At 66.6% G+C, this 18,745-nt stretch carries 14 protein-coding genes, 5 tRNA genes and 1 pseudogene; 15 read left to right on the top strand and 5 right to left on the bottom strand.

Annotation, left to right across the window (positions count from 1 at the left end; translation table 11 throughout):
* Window positions 1-29: 29 nt before the first annotated feature.
* The gene (locus ACEN98_RS28425) at window positions 30-974 is read left to right on the top strand and encodes a D-2-hydroxyacid dehydrogenase (protein ID WP_413388224.1); all 945 of its coding nucleotides are present in this window, start codon (window positions 30-32) and stop codon (window positions 972-974) included.
* On the opposite strand, the gene ACEN98_RS28420 is transcribed toward ACEN98_RS28425, so the two are convergent.
* Window positions 971-4,876, bottom strand: coding sequence for a two-component regulator propeller domain-containing protein (locus ACEN98_RS28420; RefSeq protein WP_413388223.1), 3,906 nt, complete (start codon window positions 4,874-4,876; stop codon window positions 971-973). The genes ACEN98_RS28425 and ACEN98_RS28420 overlap by 4 nt on opposite strands.
* A gap of 87 nt (window positions 4,877-4,963) precedes the next feature.
* On the opposite strand from ACEN98_RS28420, the gene ACEN98_RS28415 reads away from it, so the two are divergent.
* From ACEN98_RS28415 to ACEN98_RS28405, 3 genes are all read left to right on the top strand, one after another.
* Window positions 4,964-5,040 (top strand) — tRNA-Arg (locus ACEN98_RS28415).
* 75 nt (window positions 5,041-5,115) lie between these two features.
* Window positions 5,116-5,577: an N-acetyltransferase family protein gene (locus ACEN98_RS28410; RefSeq protein WP_413388222.1), complete on the top strand. Its 462-nt coding sequence runs from the start codon at window positions 5,116-5,118 to the stop codon at window positions 5,575-5,577.
* A gap of 58 nt (window positions 5,578-5,635) precedes the next feature.
* A tRNA-Arg gene (locus tag ACEN98_RS28405) sits at window positions 5,636-5,712 on the top strand.
* Between the two features lie 38 nt (window positions 5,713-5,750).
* Here ACEN98_RS28405 and ACEN98_RS28400 read toward each other — a convergent pair.
* Both ACEN98_RS28400 and ACEN98_RS28395 read right to left on the bottom strand, forming a co-directional pair.
* Entirely contained in the window at window positions 5,751-5,945 is a 195-nt protein-coding gene (locus ACEN98_RS28400) for a hypothetical protein (protein WP_413388221.1), read from the bottom strand.
* 12 nt (window positions 5,946-5,957) lie between these two features.
* Complete coding sequence (locus tag ACEN98_RS28395) at window positions 5,958-6,851, bottom strand: SPFH domain-containing protein (RefSeq protein WP_413388220.1); 894 nt, start codon at window positions 6,849-6,851, stop codon at window positions 5,958-5,960.
* A 112-nt stretch (window positions 6,852-6,963) separates the two neighbouring features.
* Here ACEN98_RS28395 and ACEN98_RS28390 point away from each other — a divergent pair.
* The 7 genes and pseudogenes from ACEN98_RS28390 (at window position 6,964) to ACEN98_RS28360 (ending at window position 9,176) form a co-directional block, all read left to right on the top strand.
* A tRNA-Arg gene (locus ACEN98_RS28390) sits at window positions 6,964-7,040 on the top strand.
* Window positions 7,041-7,153: 113 nt separating this feature from the next.
* Window positions 7,154-7,357 (top strand): annotated as a pseudogene (locus ACEN98_RS28385) (hypothetical protein); the annotation flags it as partial.
* Window positions 7,261-7,794 (top strand): S8 family peptidase, encoded by a 534-nt coding sequence (locus ACEN98_RS28380; protein ID WP_413389107.1) that lies wholly within the window; start codon window positions 7,261-7,263, stop codon window positions 7,792-7,794. The pseudogene ACEN98_RS28385 and the gene ACEN98_RS28380, both read left to right, overlap by 97 nt.
* Window positions 7,727-7,900 carry an Ig-like domain-containing protein gene (locus ACEN98_RS28375; protein ID WP_413388219.1) on the top strand — a complete coding sequence of 58 codons (174 nt, stop codon included), beginning with the start codon at window positions 7,727-7,729 and terminating at the stop codon, window positions 7,898-7,900. Before ACEN98_RS28380 ends, ACEN98_RS28375 begins: the two co-directional genes overlap by 68 nt.
* Window positions 7,901-7,948: 48 nt before the next feature.
* Window positions 7,949-8,025 (top strand) — tRNA-Arg (locus ACEN98_RS28370).
* A 120-nt stretch (window positions 8,026-8,145) separates the two neighbouring features.
* A tRNA-Arg gene (locus ACEN98_RS28365) sits at window positions 8,146-8,222 on the top strand.
* Between the two features lie 402 nt (window positions 8,223-8,624).
* Entirely contained in the window at window positions 8,625-9,176 is a 552-nt protein-coding gene (locus ACEN98_RS28360; protein ID WP_413388218.1) for an FxDxF family PEP-CTERM protein, read from the top strand.
* 49 nt (window positions 9,177-9,225) lie between these two features.
* Here the strand turns inward: ACEN98_RS28360 and ACEN98_RS28355 are convergent, their stop codons facing one another.
* The gene (locus ACEN98_RS28355) at window positions 9,226-11,115 is read right to left on the bottom strand and encodes an ATP-binding protein (protein WP_371765043.1); all 1,890 of its coding nucleotides are present in this window, start codon (window positions 11,113-11,115) and stop codon (window positions 9,226-9,228) included.
* Entirely contained in the window at window positions 11,115-11,699 is a 585-nt protein-coding gene (locus ACEN98_RS28350; protein ID WP_413388217.1) for a YfiR family protein, read from the bottom strand. The genes ACEN98_RS28355 and ACEN98_RS28350 overlap by 1 nt, the downstream gene beginning before the upstream one ends.
* A gap of 606 nt (window positions 11,700-12,305) precedes the next feature.
* On the opposite strand from ACEN98_RS28350, the gene ACEN98_RS28345 reads away from it, so the two are divergent.
* The 4 genes from ACEN98_RS28345 (at window position 12,306) to ACEN98_RS28330 (ending at window position 18,657) form a co-directional block, all read left to right on the top strand.
* Window positions 12,306-13,139, top strand: a complete 834-nt coding sequence (locus ACEN98_RS28345; RefSeq protein WP_413388216.1) for a response regulator — start codon at window positions 12,306-12,308, stop codon at window positions 13,137-13,139.
* Window positions 13,140-13,372: 233 nt separating this feature from the next.
* The gene (locus tag ACEN98_RS28340) at window positions 13,373-16,417 is read left to right on the top strand and encodes an ATP-binding protein (RefSeq protein WP_413388215.1); all 3,045 of its coding nucleotides are present in this window, start codon (window positions 13,373-13,375) and stop codon (window positions 16,415-16,417) included.
* A 158-nt stretch (window positions 16,418-16,575) separates the two neighbouring features.
* Entirely contained in the window at window positions 16,576-17,598 is a 1,023-nt protein-coding gene (locus tag ACEN98_RS28335) for a diguanylate cyclase domain-containing protein (protein ID WP_413388214.1), read from the top strand.
* A 132-nt stretch (window positions 17,599-17,730) separates the two neighbouring features.
* Window positions 17,731-18,657 (top strand): hypothetical protein, encoded by a 927-nt coding sequence (locus tag ACEN98_RS28330; protein ID WP_413388213.1) that lies wholly within the window; start codon window positions 17,731-17,733, stop codon window positions 18,655-18,657.
* Window positions 18,658-18,745: the final 88 nt, after the last annotated feature.

Here is an 18,745-nt window from a genome sequence, read left to right as displayed (position 1 = left end):
ATGGCAGTCCGTTATCAGCCGGGACTACCATGCACGACATCGTCTTTTTGGACCGCGACAGCCTGATCGCCACCATCCGCAAGCCATCCTTCGAGCACCGCTGGCGCGACTACCCCGCCACGAACGCGAACGAGGTCGTCGAACGCCTGCGCGGCGCCACGATCGCCATCACGAACAAGGTGCCGCTGCGCGCGGACGCGATCGCGCAACTGCCGGACCTGAAGATGATCGCCGTGGCCGCGACGGGCACGGACAACGTGGACCTCGCCGCCTGCCGCGAACGGGGCATCGTCGTCGCGAACATCCGCAACTACTCGCTCGTCTCCGTGCCCGAACACTGCTTCGCGCTGCTGCTCGCCGTGCGCCGCAACCTGCGCGCCTACGTGGCCGACGTCGAGGACGGGCGTTGGGAGCAGTCGACACGTTTCTGCCTGCTCGACCACCCGATCGGCGACCTGGCCGGCAGCCGCCTCGGCATCGTGGGCTATGGCGCGCTGGGGCGCCGCGTCGCCCAGATCGCGCGCGCGTTCGGCATGGACGTCGCCGTCACGTCGCGCTCGCCCGTGGCGGACACGGACGTGGTGCAGTTGCCGCTGGATGAACTGCTGGCCACGTCGGACGTCGTGAGCCTGCACCTGCCGCTGACGGACCAGACGCGCCACCTGATCGGCGCACGCGAGCTCGCATCGATGAAGACAAGCGCCATCCTGATCAACACGGCACGCGGGGGCCTCGTCGACGAAGCGGCGCTGGCGCAGGCGCTGACGGACGGGACGATCGCGGGCGCCGGGTTCGACGTCCTGAGCAAGGAGCCGCCCGTGCCGGCCAACCCGCTGCTGCAGCTGCGGTTGCCGAACTTCGTGCTGACGCCGCACGTGGCGTGGGCCAGCGGCGGCGCGATGCAGACCCTGGCCGATATGCTGGTCGATAATCTCGAGGCGTGGGTGGCCGGAAAGCCGACCAACACGGTCTAGCCGTCTGCCCGCAGCGGCAGCTCGACGACGAACACCGTGCCGTGCCCGGGCCGGCTCTCGACCCGGATCGTCCCCTGCAGCAGCGTGGTCACGAGGTTGTACGCGATGTTGAGGCCGAGGCCCGTGCCGCCCTGCCCCATGCGCGTCGTGAAGAATGGATCGAAGATGCGCGACAGGTGCTCCGGCGCGATGCCGCGGCCGTCGTCGGAGAATTCGATGCGCACGCGGTCGCCGTCCAGCGGCCGGGCATGGATGCGCATGCGGCCGCCCGGCGCGTCGAACGCGTGCAGAAGCGCGTTGTTGATGAAGTTGATGACGACCTGGCCGAACGGGCCGGGATAGCTGTCCATCGCAATGCCGGCCGGGACCTGCAGGTCGAGCGTGTGGCCGGCGCGGCGCACCTGGTTCATCATCGTCGCCGCGATCTCGTGGCAGGCCTGGTCCAGGTCGAAGCGGCGCCGCTGCGTGCTGGCCTGGTCCACCGACACCTGCTTGAAGCTGTTCACGAGATCGGCCGCGCCGTGCAGGCTGCGCACGATGAGGCTTGCCGCTTCGCGCGCCGCCGCGATCCACGTCTCCAGGTCCGATTTCTTCAGCGCGTTGTGCGCGAAGCGGTCGGCCAGCGCGTTCGTCTTTTCTTCCAGCGTGCTGGCCATCAGCAGGCTGTTGCCGATCGGGGTGTTCAATTCGTGCGCGACGCCCGCGACGAGGGCGCCGAGCGAAGCGAGTTTTTCGCGCGCGGCCAGCTGGGCCTGGGTTTCCTTCAGCTGGCGGTAGGCGTCCGCATTGTCCAGCGCGACGCCGACATAGGACGCGAGGGTGCTCAGCATGTCGAGCTGCACGTTCTGGTACGCGCCGGGCCGGCCGCTCTGCACCGTGATCACGCCCAGCACGCGCTGGCCCACGAGGATCGGCACGACCATCAGCGAGCGCGGCGCCGGCAGCGTGTCGGCATCCGTGCTGGCCGGATCCGCGCCCAGCACGTCGCGCACGAGTCCCGAGAACCGGGCGTAATCGCGGGCCAGGTCGCCGATCAGGATCTCCTCGCCCGTCACGCGGCAGTATTCGCCGAGGCCGCGCACGCGCGCGGGGAAGCGCCCCTGGTCGGGCACGCGGCGGCCGTCGGCGACGACGTACGGGTAGTCGATCGGCCCGTCCACGCGCGCCACGCCGATCGCGAACAGCGGCGCGTCCATCAGCTGGCGCACCTGGCCGTACACGTTGGCCATGATCGCCTCGCCGTCGAGGTTCGCCGTCAGTTCACGGCCGATGTCGGACAGCAGCGCGATGTTGCGGCGCGCCTGCTCCACCGCTTCCTTCTGCGCTTCCGCCTCCTGCTTGCGCTTTTCCGCCCGTTCCTTCTGCAGCACCAGCTCCGCCGTGCGCGCGCCGACCTGGCGTTCCAGGCGCGCCTTCTGCTGCACGAGCACGCGCACGCGCAAGCGGTACAGCGCGACGGCGATGGTCGCCAGCACGCTCGCCGCGAGCAGCCGGAACCACCACGTCGCCCAGAACGGCGGCGGGATCTTGATGTTCAGGGTAGCCGGACGTTCGCTCCACACGCCGTCCTTGTTGGCGGCCTTCACCTCGAACACGTACTCGCCCGGATCGAGGTTCGTGTAGGTGGCGAAGCGCTTGCGGGCATCCGTCTCGGTCCAGTCCCGGTCGAAGCCGAGCAGCCGGTAGGCGTAGCGGTTCGCCTGCGGATCGGCGTAGTGCAGCGCCGCGAATTCCAGGGTGAACACGGAATCGCGGTGGCTCAGGCGGATGTCGCGCAGGCGGTCGACGGCGACGGGCAGCGCGCGCGGCCGGTTGAACACGAGGAAGTCGGTGATCACGACGGCGGGCGGGAACGGGTTGTCGTGGATGTCCTCCGGCTGGAACGACGTCATGCCGTCGATGCCGCCGAAATGCAGCTCGCCGTCCGCGCCGCGCGCCGCCGAGCCGACGAAGTACGAGCCGTCCGTCAGGCCGTCCTTGGCCGTGTAGTTCTTGTAGCGCCCCGTCTCCGGATCGACGCGGGTGAGGCCCGTCGTCGTGCTGACCCAGATCTGGCCGTTGCCGTCTTCGAGGATGCCGCCGATCGGCACCTGCTCGCGCGTGGGCGCGACGGGGAACCGGCGGAACACCGTCTTGCCGCCCGGCTCCCGCTGCATGCGGTGCAGCCCGCCCGCCGTGCCGACCCACAGGTCGCCGCGCGCGGACTCGTACAGATAATAGACGCGGTTGTGGCCCAGGCTCGCGGGGTCGCGCGCGTCGTGGCGGAAGTGCGTGAACGTGTCCGTCGCGCGGTCGTAGCGGTCGAGGCCATTCTCCGTGCCGATCCAGATCGTGCCGGCACGGTCCTCGAACACGGCGAAGCCATAGTTGTCGCCCAGGCTGGCCGGATTCGCCGGGTCGTGACGCCAGCCGCGCAGCGTGCCGTCCGCCGCCAGCATGAACAGGCCGCCGCGCGTGACGATCCACAGCGCGCCGGTGCGGTCGAGCGTGAGCGCCTGGACCCAGCTGGCGCCCGCCTCGCGCCCGAGCGGCACGGGTGTAAAACGGCCCGTCGCCGAATCGCGCCACGACAGGCCGCTGGGCGAGCCCACCCACAGCCGCCCGCGTCCCGGCAGCACGCTGCCGACCGTGTCGTCCGGCAGGCTGGCGGGGTCGCGCGGATCGTGGCGCAGCATGTTCACGCGGCCGCTCTCCGGATCGAGGTGCAGGATGCCGCCGCCGGTCGTGCCCAGCCACAGGCGGCCGTCGGCGCCGACGGCGATGCTGCGGATCTTGCGCGCACTGCGCGGGTCCGCGACCTGCCCCGGCAACAGCGCGAAGCGGGAAAAGCCGCCGCTGGCGAGGTCCGCGCGATTGACGCCGCCGAACATCGTGCCCGCCCACAGCGTCCCCGTGCGGTCGACCCAGATCGACATGACGCGGTTGTCGGACAGCGTGTGGCGGTCGAGGGGCTGGCTGGTGTAGCCGATGAAGCGCCCGGTCGTGGGGTCGCGCCATTTGAGGCCGTCGAGTTCCGTGCCCACCCACAGCGTGTTGCCCTGGTCGTGGTACAGCGACTGCACGCGGCCGTCGTTCATGCCTTCGTCGGCGCCGACATGGTGGCGCCGCGGCGCACCCTGGCCGATGCGCCACGCTTCCAGGCCGGCGTCGGTGCCGATCCACAGCGTGTCGCGCGGGCCCATCGACAGCGCGACGACCGCATTGCGCTTGCCGGCGTCGATGTCGTAATGCGCGAAGCGGGCGGCGCCCGCCGGCAGGTGGTCGAGACCGACGCCGGTGCCGATCCACAGGCCGCCGCGCGGATCGAGGGCGAGCGCGGTGACGCGGTCGTCGCGCAGGCTGCCGGGATCCTGGCCGTCGTGGCGCAGCGTGCGTAGCGTGCCCGTCGCCGGATCGACGTGCACGATGCCGTCGCTGGTGCCGACCCACAGGCCGTTGGCGCCATCGCCGATGATCGCGGTGACGGCGCTGTTGCGCGCATTGCGTTCCGTGCCGGCCAGCAGCGGCAGGCGAATGAACTTGCGGCTCGCGGGATCGAACCGTGCGAGCCCGCCGCGCGTGCCGAACCACAGCCGGTTCTGGCCATCCTCGTACGCGGCCTGCACGTAGTTGTCGGCGAGGCTGGCGGGGTCGCTGGGGTCGTTGCGGAAGACCTGGTTGCGGTAGCCGTCGAAGCGGTTCAGGCCCGCCTGCGTGCCGAACCACATGAAGCCGTCGTGATCCTGCAGGATCGCGAGGACGGATTCCTGCGACAGCCCTTCTTCCAGCCCGATGCGCTCGAAACGCAGGCTGCGCGAACCGCCCGCCAACGCCAGCGAGCTCACGCAGGCCAGCAGCAGGCCGCACAGCATGCGCCGCAGCGCTTGGTTGACGAATGGGAAGGGTACGGGTTTCCAGGGCACCGGGCTAATCTACCAGAACCCCAAAAAATGTTGAAAGAAATTAAGACTTCCTCATTCGTCATGCCACTGCTATAATGCGTGCATCGGGCGGCTGTAGCTCAGCTGGATAGAGTACTTGGCTACGAACCAAGGGGTCGTGGGTTCGATTCCTGCCAGCCGCACCAAGTGATACGAAAGGCCAGATCGCAAGATCTGGCCTTTTCCATTGGTCGTTCCCATTTGCTGCTCTACATCTCATCATGTCCGACCAGCTCATCATTCGCCCTCTCGATCCCCAGGACCTCGCCGGCTGGCGCCCGCTGTGGGACGGCTATAACGCCTTCTACGGACGCAGCGGCCCCACGGCCCTTCCCGAATCCATCACGCAAGTCACGTGGCACCGGTTCTTCGATCCAGCGGAGCCCGTGCACGCGCTGGTCGCGGAAAGCGCAGGCCGCATCGTGGGTCTTGCCCATTACATCTTTCATCGCAGCACGACGCGGCTGCACGACGTCTGTTACCTGCAAGACCTGTTCACCGCACCCGACAGGCGCGGACTGGGCGTCGGCAGGCAGTTGATCGAAGCCGTCTACGACAAGGCGCGCGCGGCCGGCAGTTCGCGCGTGTACTGGCAGACGCACACGGACAACGCAGCCGGGCGCGCCCTCTACGACAAGGTCGCGCGGCACCTGGGCTTCATCCTCTATGCGCACGAATTGTGACGACCGTGCCAAACACGCTTTTCCAAACAATAATCCGCTGCTATAATGCGTGCCTCGGGCGGCTGTAGCTCAGCTGGATAGAGTACTTGGCTACGAACCAAGGGGTCGTGGGTTCGATTCCTGCCAGCCGCACCAGCTTATACGAAAGGCCAGATCGCAAGATCTGGCCTTTTTCATTTCGCGCTCCCCTCTTCCTCGTCCGGCTGCGCGGTCCCGACGCGGATGCCCCGCCGCGCCAGCGCCTCGCGCAGCAGGAATTCGATCTCCGCGTTCACGCTGCGCAGATCGTTGGCGGCCAGGCGCTGCAGTTGCTCCCACAACGCGGGATCGATCCGCAGCGGATAGGACTTCTTGCCGGGACTTGCCATCGACGCACCGCCTCAGTTGTACAGGGTGCCTGCATTGATGATGGGCTGCGCGTCGCGGTCCGAGCACAGCACGACCAGCAGGTTGCTGACCATCGACGCCTTGCGTTCCGCGTCCAGCTCGACGATCTCGCGCTCGGCCAGGCCTTTCAAGGCATCTTCCACCATCGTGACGGCGCCATGCACGATGCGGGCGCGCGCACTGATGATCGCCTGCGCCTGCTGGCGGCGCAGCATCACCTGGGCGATCTCGGGGGCGTAGGCCAGGTGCGTCAGCTTCGCATCCAGGGTTTCCACGCCCGCCGCCTCGAAGCGCGCCGTCAGTTCCACGCTGAGCGCGTGCGCCACTTCCGCCGCGCCGCCGCGCAGTGTCGTTTCGCCCGGCGCGAGGTCCTCGCCTTCGTCGTACGCATATTGCGCGGCCAGGTGGCGCAGCGCAGCCTCGGCCTGCACGCTGACGTAGCGCTCGAAATCGTCGACCTCGAACAGCGCCTGCGCCGTATCGCGCACGCGCCAGACGACGGCGGCGGCCAGTTCGACCGGATTGCCCCGCTTGTCGTTGACCTTCAGCGTGGACATGTTGAGGTTGCGCGCCCGCACGGTCAGCTTGCGCTTGCGATACAGCGGGAACGCCCAGCGCAGGCCCTCGCCGCGGTCCGTGCCCACGTAGCGGCCGAACAAGGTCAGCACGGCCGTCTCGTTCGGCTGCAGCATGTACAGCCCTGCGCACATGAACACGCCGGCAAGGATGAGCGCAATGCCGGCCAGCGCCGCCCCGCCCGCCAGGCTGCCCAGGATGGACAGGTGGACCAGCCAGGCGCCGGCCAGGACGGCGAGGATGCCACCGCCCAGCGCGAGGTAGCCATTCATCGAAGCGAGCGGTATTTCCTGACGAGTGAGTGCAGACATGCCGGATCCCATGAGGTTATATGAAAGTGATATCACTTTACGATCACCTTTCCGGGTTGTCAAGTATGCCGTTTTGTCATTCGCGGCAAGCCTGCTATAATGCGTGCCTCGGGCGGCTGTAGCTCAGCTGGATAGAGTACTTGGCTACGAACCAAGGGGTCGTGGGTTCGATTCCTGCCAGCCGCACCAACTCATTACGAATGGCTCATAAAACGCGTTGCGGTTTATGAGCCATTTTTCATTGATACGTACGCGGGCACGGCACTGCCGTCGCCGGCACGGCGGCAGCCACGTCCAACAACGCGGCCGGCGTGGCCGGCATCGCGGGCGCGGCCTGCATCATGCCCCTGCGCATCCCTACAGCGACAGCACCGGATGCCAGGCCTACTTCAGCACGATCGCCAGCGGCATCACCTATGCGGCCGACCACGGCGCCCGGATCGCGAACATCAGCTACACCGGCATCGCCGGCAGCTCCGCCATCCCCAGCGCGGCCCGCTACATGAACAGCAAGGGCGGCCTCGTGTTCGTTTCCGCCGGCAATAACAACGTCGACGAGAACGTGGTGCCCGATCCGGCGATGGTCGTCGTGTCGGCGACCGACGGCAACGACGCCAAGGCCAGCTTCTCGAGCTGGGGCAGTTTCGTCACCATCGCGGCGCCGGGCACGAATATCTGGACGACGAACAATTCCCTCGGCTATTCGGCATGGAACGGCACGTCGTTCTCGGCCCCGGTCACCGCCGGCGTCGCCGCGCTGATGATGGCGGCCCGTCCCGATCTGGGCGGCGACACGATCGAGTCGCTGCTGTACTCGACGGCCGTCGATCTCGGCGCGGCCGGCCGCGACCCCATGTTCGGCTATGGCCGCGTGGATGCCGCCACCGCTCGTCATCGACGGCCAGACGAAGGCCCAGGGCACGGGCGGCACGCTCGGCTATAACTGGAACACGCGCAAGGTTGCCGCCGGCCAGCACACCATCACCGCGACGGCGCGCGATGCCGCGGGCAATACGAGCAGCACGTCGGTCACCGTGACGACGAAGTGACCTCGTATTTGCCAAAAGGAAAAAGTCGGCTATAATGCCGGCCTCGGGGCGGCTGTAGCTCAGCTGGATAGAGTACTTGGCTACGAACCAAGGGGTCGTGGGTTCGATTCCTGCCAGCCGCACCAACTTATACGAAAGGCCAGATCGCAAGATCTGGCCTTTTTCTTTATCTTCGCGGATTTCTGCCGAACCGGCATCATTGTCCTTTGCGAAACCGCGATTCGCCGCTATAATGCGTGCCTCGGGCGGCTGTAGCTCAGCTGGATAGAGTACTTGGCTACGAACCAAGGGGTCGTGGGTTCGATTCCTGCCAGCCGCACCAGCTTATACGAAAGGCCAGATCGCAAGATCTGGCCTTTTTCATTGCCGCGCCCCCTCCTGCCAGCCATATCCCCTGCGATTTTGACGAGCGCCCAATGCCCGCTTGCAAACAGAAAAAACTCAGCGGCGGATTTTCTCGCGTCTTTACGTAGGATTGGACCTACAAATACTATGCAATTTGGCTGATTTCCGCCGTCGTTTGATGCCAGACACACCAACTCCTCTATGAAAAGCGGGTGAAAACCGCATCCTCGCGGAAATTATTTATGTTCAGCATCTTTCCACGAAGAAGCGCACACTTCGGTGATTTTTCGTGCGTTTTATCGATGATTTGATACGATGAAGTTCCCCGATTCTTGAAAACCAAGCTGCAGGACGCGGCTGTTTCTTTGCGAGGTAAGAAATGAAAAAATCACTGATTGCTGCTGTTGTATTGGCTTCTGCGTCGTTCGTTTCCACCGCTGCCATGGCGGCCACCGTCGGCAACACCCCGCAGGTCCTCGACCTGACCGACGGCGCCGGCTTCTTCGGCGATACGTTCGCAACCGGTAACAACGGCAATACCTTTGCCGACCGCTTCACCTTCTCCGTCGAAGGCACCACCGGCTGGAACCTCGACGCCATCATCTCGTCGGTGAGCCACAGCGCCGACACCGGTCTCGACATCACTGGCGTGTCCCTGTACAACGCCACCGGCAATGCGCTGATCTCGTCGGGCAAATCGCTGCAGTCCGGCAACATCGACGTCTGGACGATCTCGAGCGACAACCTGTCTGCCGGCAACTACTACCTGCAAGTGAGCGGCAACCTGGTGTCGGACCAGGCCGCGAGCTTCGGCGGCGCGGTGTCCCTGGCTGCCCCGGTGCCCGAACCGGAAACCTACGGCATGATGCTGGCCGGCCTGGGCGTCCTGGGCTTCCTGGCGCGTCGCCGCAAGCAGGGCAAGCCGGCTTGATAGCCCCCTGCGCATGAGTCGGGCGGAAGCGCACGCGCTTCCGCTTTTTTTATGTGCGCAGCTTCTTGATGACGCTGCGGTTCCCCAGGATTTCCTCGATCTGTTCGAAGCGCACGGGCTTGACCATGTGGTGGTCGAAGCCGGCCTCGAACGCCAGTTGGCGGTCCTTTTCCTGGCCCCAGCCCGTGACGGCGACCATGACGGTCATCGTGCAGCACGACAGGTCGCGGATGCCGCGCGCCAGGTCATAGCCGGACATCTGCGGCAGGCCGATGTCGAGGAAGGCGTAATCCGGACAGAAGCGCTTGGCCGCGGCCAGCGCATCCGCGCCGTTGTGCGTGATGACGACGCTGTGCCCCATCGCCGTCAGCAGCGCGCCGATGCTGTTGACGAAGTCGACGTTGTCGTCGGCGAGCAGGATGCGGTACGTTTCCGCGCTGATGAACGACATTGGCGTCGGCTTCGCGGGCAGTTCCGGCTCGACGACGATCGGCAGCCGCACGACGAACTGGCTGCCATGGCCGAGGCCCGCGCTGTGCGCCTCGATGGAGCCGCCGTGCAGCTCGACCAGCTTGCGCGCCAGCGACAGCCCCACGCCCAGGCCGGCCACCGAACGCTCCAGCGTCGAATCGACCTGCACGAACATCTCGAATACGGTGTCCAGCATGTCCGGCGCGATGCCGATGCCCGTGTCGGACACGACCAGCGTCAGCGTGCGGTCATCCACCGTCGCCCTCAGGCCCACACGGCCGCCGCGGTTCGTGTATTTGGCGGCATTATTCAACAGGTTCGAAAGGATTTGCGCGAGACGCGTCGCGTCGCCGTTCAGGAATACAGGGCGGTCCGGCAGGTCGATCGTCAGCTCGTGGCCATGCAGTTCGATGTACGGCCGCACCACCTCCAGCGCATCGTTGACGACCGCTTTCAGTTCCACGCGGCCGCTCTTGATGGTGAATTTGCCCGTGTTGATGCGCGAGACGTCCAGCAGGTCGTCGACGAGGCGCACCATCTGGCGCAGCTGGCGCTCCATGATGTCGGTCGCGCGCTGGGTCGCCTGCGCGTCGCCGCTGCGCAGGCGCAGGATGTCGAGGCCCGTGCGGATCGGCGCCAGCGGGTTCCTCAGCTCGTGCGCCAGCGTGGCGAGGAATTCGTCCTTGCGGCGGTCCGCGAGGCGCAGCGCTTCCTCCGCGCGCTCGCGCACCTGCATCTCGTGTTCGAGGGTCGCGTTCGCTTCCTGCAGCGCGTGCGAGCGGCGGCCGATCTCGGCCAGCATGTCGTTGAAGGCGGCGACAAGCACGCCGATTTCGCCGCTGTCGTTCCCCGGCACGCGCAGGGTGAAGTCGCGCCGCTGCATCACCTGGCGCGCGACGTTCGTCACTGCCGCGAGCGGCCGCGTGATGGCGGCCTGCAGGCGCGACGCGACCAGACCCGCGATCAGCAGCGCACCCAGCATCACGGCGCCGAGGATGGCGCCATAGCTGAACAGGCGGTCGACGAGGCCGTAGCGCGAGCGCAGGTAGACCGTGCCGACCATCTCGCCGTTTTCCACGATGTTGCGGAACACCGCCACTTCGCCGCCCTCGATGCGGTAGCCGGACGGGGCCGGGCGCGCCGGGATCGCCTGGTTCGGGGCCGCCGCGTACGTGGCGAAGCGCGTGCCGTCGCTCGTGTAGATCGCGGCGGCGAGGATCTGCGGGCGCACGCGCAGGACGGCGAGGTTCTGGCGCGCCGTCTCCTCGTCGTTGAACGTGAGGGCCGGGGCCGTCACGCGCGCCATGATGTCGGCCTGCGTCATCAGGTCGTCCGTCCAGTAGCGCTGGAACGCGCGCAGGTCGAACAGCAACATGGCGACGGAAGCCGCCAGTAACGCGACGAACGTCGTCGATACCGCCATCAGAATCAGTTTGCCGCGGACCGTGCCGCCGTCGCGCACCACCATCACTGCGCTCCTTTCTGCACCCGGTTCGCCACCGTCAGCAGGCGCGAACTGAGTTTGATGCCATTGCGTTCCGCCGCATCCAGCGCGACGTCGAAGCGGACCCGTTCGTCCACGATGCGGAAATTGATCACACTACCGACCTGCAGGCCGTTGTCGCATTCGGTCACGACGAGCATCGCCCCGGTCGCCTGGTGGACGATGCGCGCGACCCGCTGCGGATCGCTCCCGCCCACGAACAGCAGGTGCACGCGGGCCGCCGCGTCGCTTTCGCGCAGCTCGCGCACTTCGATCATGCGGTTGTTGACAGTGCGTCCGGCCACCACGCGCGCCAGCTCGACGGCGAGGTCGTTGGCGCCGATCACGCCGATCGTCAGCGGCGCCGTGGCGTCGGCGAACGCGCTCGCGGGAAAATCGGTATAGCCGAGGAATTTGTACAGGAAGGCCGCCTTCACGCGCCGCTCCAGCGGCGCCCCCGGCACGGCGCTCTGCGCGCGCGCGGGCGGCACCAGCCCGGCGCCTGCGCACAGCAAGGCCAGCGAGGCCAGCGCCCAGCCGGCAAAGGACCGGCGCAGGCCTCGATTCATGGATGGCTTCAGTTGACGATGCATCGGCCGGATGGCAAACCCTGGACTGGAAACGGTGGCAGGAAGCGCCCGGGCTTTCGGCGCCCTACGGAACGGCCGGAAATGGACGGCCCATGATAGCCGGGTATGGTCGGCCATGCCAACGCGGCGCCCTGCGGCAACGTCCACGCGGATGGATCGACTCGAAAATTCGTAAACGACAGCAAGGCGTCTTTAAACATTTTGCTATCGTAGAACATTTTCTTTGGTGCACCAAGAGTGACCCGATTGAAGCGTGCACGGCTGTGTCATTTATAAAAGCAATGGCTGACATTAGAAATCTAAATTGGATTTCTTTTTTGCGATGCAGCATTATGAACCTGTCTCCTCTATTCTCCTCCAAGGATAGATTCAGCCCGCTCCCGTAGCGGGCTTTTTTTTGCCCCGGCGCGCGCACGGGGCCGCATATGCTGTGGTGCAATATCAATCGTGCACGATGTTGTTGTTTTACGACCCGGTTACCGCCTTTTCCGACTCTGCGCAGGGCGCGCAGTCGTGTCGCCCCCTGCTTACAATTTGGGGTACTATGCAACCTCTTTTCGTTTAGATAACAATATTTACCGCGCTATGCTCCATCCCGGCAGGTCCGCACACTCTTCCAGTTCCTACGACTGGTCCGCTTCCCGGCTCGGCGAACCGCAGCAATGGCCGCAGGCACTGAGGCTGGCCGCCGACGTCATGTTCAACACGCCGCTGCCCCTGCTGCTCGTGTGGGGACGCGACATGACGGTGCTGTTCAACGACGCCTACGGCGCGCTGGCCGGGCCGGCGTACGGACGGGTCCCCGGCGGCAGCGTGCCGCCCGTGATGCCGCCTCCGCTGGCGGTGGCGGGCGCCGAACTGCAGCGCGCCTGGAACGGCGAGGCCGCGTACGCGCCGGACCGCAACCTCATGTTCGCGGGCAGCGCAGGCGGCAGCGGCCGCTACGACCTGTATTTCACGCCCGTGCGGGGGGACGGCGACGCCGTCGCGGGCGTGCTGTGCGCGCTGGCGCCCGCCGCGCCGGTCGTGGAGGCGCCGGCCGAGTCGAGCGGCCCCATGCGCATCCTCGTCGTCGAGGACAACGTCGACGCACAATACCTCGTGTGCGAGATGCTGCGCGCCTTCGGCCACGAGGCGGACGGCGTCGGTCATCCGAACGACGCGCTCGCGCGCCTTGCGGCCGGGCAATACGACGTGTTGTTCACGGACGTCAGCCTGCCCGGCATGTCCGGCGTCGACCTGGCGCGCCAGGCCGTGACGCAGGCACCGTCGATGCGGGTGATCTTCGCGTCGGGTTATGGCGACACCCTGCTGCGCCACGTGGAATTCCCCTACCTGTCACTGCAGAAGCCCTATGAGCTGGACCAGCTCCAGCAAGCGCTCGACAAGGTGGCGCATCCGCTGCCGGTGCGCACCTGAACGATGGCCCAAAGGTGTGCAACAAAGCGCCCGGGCTGGGCTAGAATCGGTGTACGGCTCATTACGCGCCGTGGACGGACGTGCCCGTCCATTTTGCGTGACACCACCGTCGCGCGCGCAGAGCCCAACACGATGATCGATTTCGAGCCCACCGGCAGTGCACCCCGCCCCTCCGAGCTGACGGACATGCTCGACCCGGCGCCGTCCGCGATGGTCTCGCGCGGAGGCGTACGGTGAGCAACGAGCGCGACGAGCTGCGGCATCCCTCCGCGCAGCCCGCTGCCGCCGCGGCCGCGGCCGCGCGCGAACTGCAGGAAGCGCGCGAAGCCCTGCGCCTGGCCAACGCGCGCATGGAAAACATGCTCGAGAGCCTGGTCGACGGCTTCTGCGCGGTCGACCACCACTGGCGCATCATGTACATCAACGGGCGCGCGCTGGAGATGCTCGCGCCCCTGCAGAAGACCCGGCCCAGCCTGGTCGGCCACGACCTGTGGGCCTCGTTCCCGGAACTGCGCGGCAGCATGCTCGAAACCGTCTACCGGCGCGCGATGGTCAGCCGCGAGACGGCGATCCAGGAATTCTTCTGGCCGGCGCTGAAACGCTGGTTCGAGGTGCGCGCCCATCCGTCGCCGGACGGCCTGACGCTGTACTTCCAGGACATCAACCGGCGCAAGGCCGACCAGCAGGCCCTGCAGCAAGGCAACAGCCGCCTGCAGGTGGCACTGGCCGCGGGCCGCCTGGGCGACTGGCGCTGGGACGCCGCCAGCGACCGCGTGATGCTGGGCGAACGGGCGGCCGCCATCTTCGGCCTGCCGGCCGAGCAGCCGCTCGCGTGGAGCGAACTGCGCGCCCGCATCGACCCGGGCGACCGCGAAAGCGTGCGCCGCGCCGTGCTGCAAGCCTTTGCCGGCCACAGCGACCTCGAACTGGAATGCCGCCTGCCGGGCCCGAGCGGCGAACCGCGCTGGGTGGCGCTCGTGGGCCGCGCCGATTACGCCGACCAGGCGCGGCGCGAAGGCGTGCTCGGCATGACCGGCGTCGTGCAGGACGTCACGGCCCGGCGCAGCGCCGCCGACGCCTTGCGCCAGAGCGAGGAAGTATTGCGCGCGCTGGCCAACACGATCCCGCAGCTGGCCTGGATGGCGCAGGCCGACGGCGCCATCGTCTGGTTCAACGAACGCTGGTTCGAATACACGGGCACGACGCCGGACCAGGTCGTGGGCTGGGGCTGGCAGACGGCCGTCGAGCCGACGGTGCTGCCGGCCGTGCTGGAGCGCTGGAACGCGAGCATCAAGAGCGGCGACCCGTTCGAAATGGAATACCCGATCCGTGGCGCGGACGGCCAGTACCGCTGGTTCCTCACGCGGGTGAATCCCGTCCGCGACCGCCACGGCAAGGTCTTGCGCTGGTTCGGCACGGACACGGACGTCGACGAGGTCAAGCGGGCCGAGCAGGCGCTGCGGGACGAATCGCACGTGCTCGAACTGCTCAACAGCACCGGCAGCGCGCTCGCTTCCACGCGCGACCTGCGCTCGCTGCTGCAAGTCGCCACGGACGCCGCCACGGGCATCGCCGGCGCGCGCCAGGGTGCGTTCCTGTACCACGGACGCAACGACGGCATCGAGCCCGATGCCAACAACCTGTTCACCCTGTACACCGTGTCCGGCGGCAGTCCGGTCGGATTCGAGGCGTTCGGCGCGGCCGGTCCCTCCGGCCTGTTCGGCCCGGGCCTGCGGGACCATCCGGCGGGCGTGATCCGCTCCGCCGACGTCACGCTCGACGCACGCCTGCGCGACGCGCCGCCGTTCGCTCTTCCGGCGGGTCACCCGGCCGTGCGCAGCTATCTCGCCGTGCCGGTCGTCGGCCATTCCGGCGAGTTGCTCGGCACGATGTTCTTCGGCCATCCGGAACCGGACGTGTTCAGCGAACGCACGGAACGCATCGTGCGCGGCATCGCGGCCCAGGCCGCCGTCGCCATCGACAACGTGCGCCTGTACGAAGCCGCCCAGCGCGCCGCCGAGGAGCGCAAGGTGCTGCTCGAAAGCGAGCGCCAGGCGCGCGCCGAGGCCGAACGCACGAGCCAGATGAAGGACGAATTCCTGGCCACGCTGTCGCACGAACTGCGCACGCCGCTGTCGGCGATCCTCGGCTGGGCCCAGGTGCTGCGGCGCGGCAGCCGCGACCAGAACGACCTGCAGAAAGGCTTGCAGACGATCGAGCGCAACGCCCGTGCCCAGGCCCAGCTGATCGAAGACCTGCTCGACATGAGCCGTATCACGTCCGGCAAGGTCCTGCTCGACATGCAGGCCGTGGCGCCCGCGAGCTTCATCGACGCGGCCATCGAGACGGTGCGCCCCGCGGCCGATGCGAAGAACATCCGTATCGACAAGCAGTACGCGGCCGATCCGGGCCTCGTCGCGGGCGATCCGGCGCGCCTGCAGCAGATCGTGTGGAACCTGCTGTCGAATGCGATCAAGTTCACACCGCGCGATGGCCAGGTCAGCATCGAACTCGCGCGCAGCGACGCGAGCGTCGCCATCACCGTGCGCGACAACGGCGCGGGCATCCGGCCGGAATTCATCACCCACGTATTCGAACGCTTCCGCCAGGCGGACGCATCGATGACGCGCCGCCACGGCGGCCTCGGCCTCGGTCTCGCGATCGTCAAACACCTGATCGAGCAGCACGGCGGCACCGTCCGCGCCGAGAGCGCCGGCGAGGGCAAGGGCGCCAGCTTCACCATCGAATTACCGCTCGCCAAGCAGCAGCCGCCGGCGACGCGCAGCGCACGCGCCGCGATGATCCTGCCGACGCCCGCCACGCCGGAGATGACGGTGCTCGACCTGTCCGGCGTCAACGTGCTGGTGGTCGACGACGACCGCGATGCGCGCGAGCTGATCAAGCGCATCCTGAGCGATTGCGGCGCGTCCGTCCGTATCGCCGCCAGCGCACGCGATGCGTTCGCCCTGTTCAAGGAGCGCGTGCCGAACCTCCTGATCAGCGACCTGGGCATGCCCGAAGTGGACGGTTTCGAACTGCTCGACTGGGTCCGCCACCTGGGGCGCGAGGAAGGCAGCCAGGTCCCGGCCATCGCCCTGACGGCATTCGCCCGCTCGGAAGACCGGCTGAGCGCGCTCGAGGCCGGATTTTCGGCGCATATCTCCAAACCGGTCGAACCGAGTGAACTAATTGCAACAGTTGCTTCCGTTGTCGGCCCCTCCTCTCCGCTCGTGAATCGCGCTGCCGCATCCACGGCGGGCAGAAATGGCGTACGCTAATAGGGACTCGAGTAATTCGAAAGATGTTCCTACCCAAGGACGCGGCGCTGTCCTACAAGAAATTCTCGGCGTTTTGCTAGACTATGAAATGTTGTTCTAGAGCTGGTATGAGTAGTTAAGGAACAAATAATACCGGCCTTGATTTGACGAGAGTACGCATGCCCAGCCGACAAGACATCCTGAACGCGAAGATCCTGGTCGTAGACGATTCCCCGGACAATATCGAATTGATGGAAGAGATATTGCGCGAGGAAGGCTACACCGACGTCAGTTCGACGATGCTGCCGGAACAGGTGTGCCCGCTGCATCGCGAACACAACTACGACCTGATCCTGCTCGACCTGCAAATGCCGGGCCTGAACGGTTTCCAGGTCATGAAAGGCCTGAAGGAAATCGAACAGGGCGGCTACCTGCCCGTGCTCGCCCTGACGGCACAGCCCAGCTTCAAGATCGCCGCGCTGGAAGCGGGCGCGCGCGATTTCATCAGCAAGCCGTTCGACCTGCTCGAAGTGCACAAGCGCATCCATAACATGCTGGAAGTGCGCCTGCTGTACAAGGAACTGGCCCAGTACAGCCGCGCCCAGCAGGAACTGGCGCTGCACGACGCCCTCACCGGCCTGCCGAACCGCCGCCTGCTGGAAGACCGCATCGAAACGGCCGTGCAGCACGCCAACCGCAACCACCACAAGGCCGCGGTGATGTACCTCGACCTGGACGGCTTCAAGGCGATCAACGATACATACGGCCACGCCTACGGCGACGAGATTCTCAAGATGGTGTCGCAGCGCCTGCTGTCGAATTCGCGCAAGGAAGACACGGTGGCGCGCCTGGGCGGCGACGAATTCATCGTCCTGCTGGCTGACGTGCACAGCCTGGCCGATGCGCAGGGACCGGCCGCCAAGCTCGTCGAGGCGCTGTCCGAACCGTTCTTCATCAACGACCTGACCCTGCAGTTGTCGACGAGTATCGGCATCAGCCTGTATCCGGACGACGCGGAAAACGTCGTCGACCTGATCAGCATCGCCGACTACGCGCTGTACGAAGCGAAACGCGCCGGCAAGAACCGCTATTGCGCCAACGGCAGCGCCGCGCGCCAGGCCGCGCTGGCCGTCAAGCCGACCATGCCGCCGCCCGCCACGCCGGCCGTCGCGCCGTCGCCGGAGCTGGCGCAACACCGCTGACCGTCGCCGTCTCCATCCCGACGCCCGCCTTGCGCGGGCGTTTTGTTTTTCTCTTTACAACATTCTCCACCTCTAATGTAAAATTTGACAATTGCAATTTAGCATTTTCGATTTTTCACTTTTGAGGACCTCATGGAAGACCTGAAGGAACCGGCCACCGCCACGCCCGTCCACCCTGCCCGGCCGCCCCGCCGCTGGGGCCGCCTCGTACTGTATGTGCTGGCCACGGTCGGCGCGCTCGCCCTGGCCCTGATCGCGCTGGTTTACTGGCTGCAGGCGAAGGACGCGCAGAAACGCGTCACGATCGACGAAGCTGCCGTCATCGACGACGTGATGGGCCAGACCTACGGCAAATACTCGGCCGCGAAAAAGGGGTGGCTGTACGTGGGCGAAGACAACGTGACGTATCTGATGCGCGTCGTGCAGCAGGCGAAGATCCCCGACGGGGCGGCCGGCGACGAGCTGTACTTCGTCGCCAGCGGCGCCGCCGTGAACGGCGACGGCCAGGCGGTCTATGGCGTGTTCTACGTGCACCCGGACGGCCAGGACGGCGGCCTGGCCCAGGAAAATACGCAGATCCGCTTCCTGTCCAACGCCCCGGTCAAGCCTGAACAGGTCCGCTTCGAAGCCCTCAGCGAGAACCTGTGGGGCTGGGTCGTCAAGACGCGCTGGGACGCCGAGCCGGACAGCGAGGCCGTCACGACCATGAATACGGTGCTGGCACCGCACGACGGCCAGATCGCCGTGCTGGGAGAATTCCTCGCCGCACGCGACGCGAAGCCGGAGGGGTCCTGCGAGGACGCGAAGGCCGCGTACGACGCCTGGCTGGCACAGGTCGCGAACACGGAGGATGGCGACGACGGGGGCATACCGCCGGCCCGCTGCGACAAGCGCCGCTGGACCTATCGCACGGCCACCGTCAACGGCAATATCCCCGTGCCGATCACGGTGACGGCGGGCGGCACGCTGGACGACAAGCCGGTGGAAGCACAAACCTGGAAGCTGATGTTCGACACCAGGACCTTCAGCTACGACATCCCGCCGGACCTCCAGAACTAGCGTCGGTGTTGGCCTTTAACAACAGGGGAAACGTTGCTTGAATCATACGCCGGGCACGCCACAGGACGCCCGGCGCCGACCCTCACCA

The sequence above is a fragment of the Massilia sp. CT11-137 genome (assembly GCF_047302885.1).
Lineage (GTDB): Bacteria > Pseudomonadota > Gammaproteobacteria > Burkholderiales > Burkholderiaceae_D > Telluria > Telluria orientalis.
Note: the sequence above shows the minus strand (reverse complement) of the source record. Positions and strands in the feature narration are given on the sequence as shown.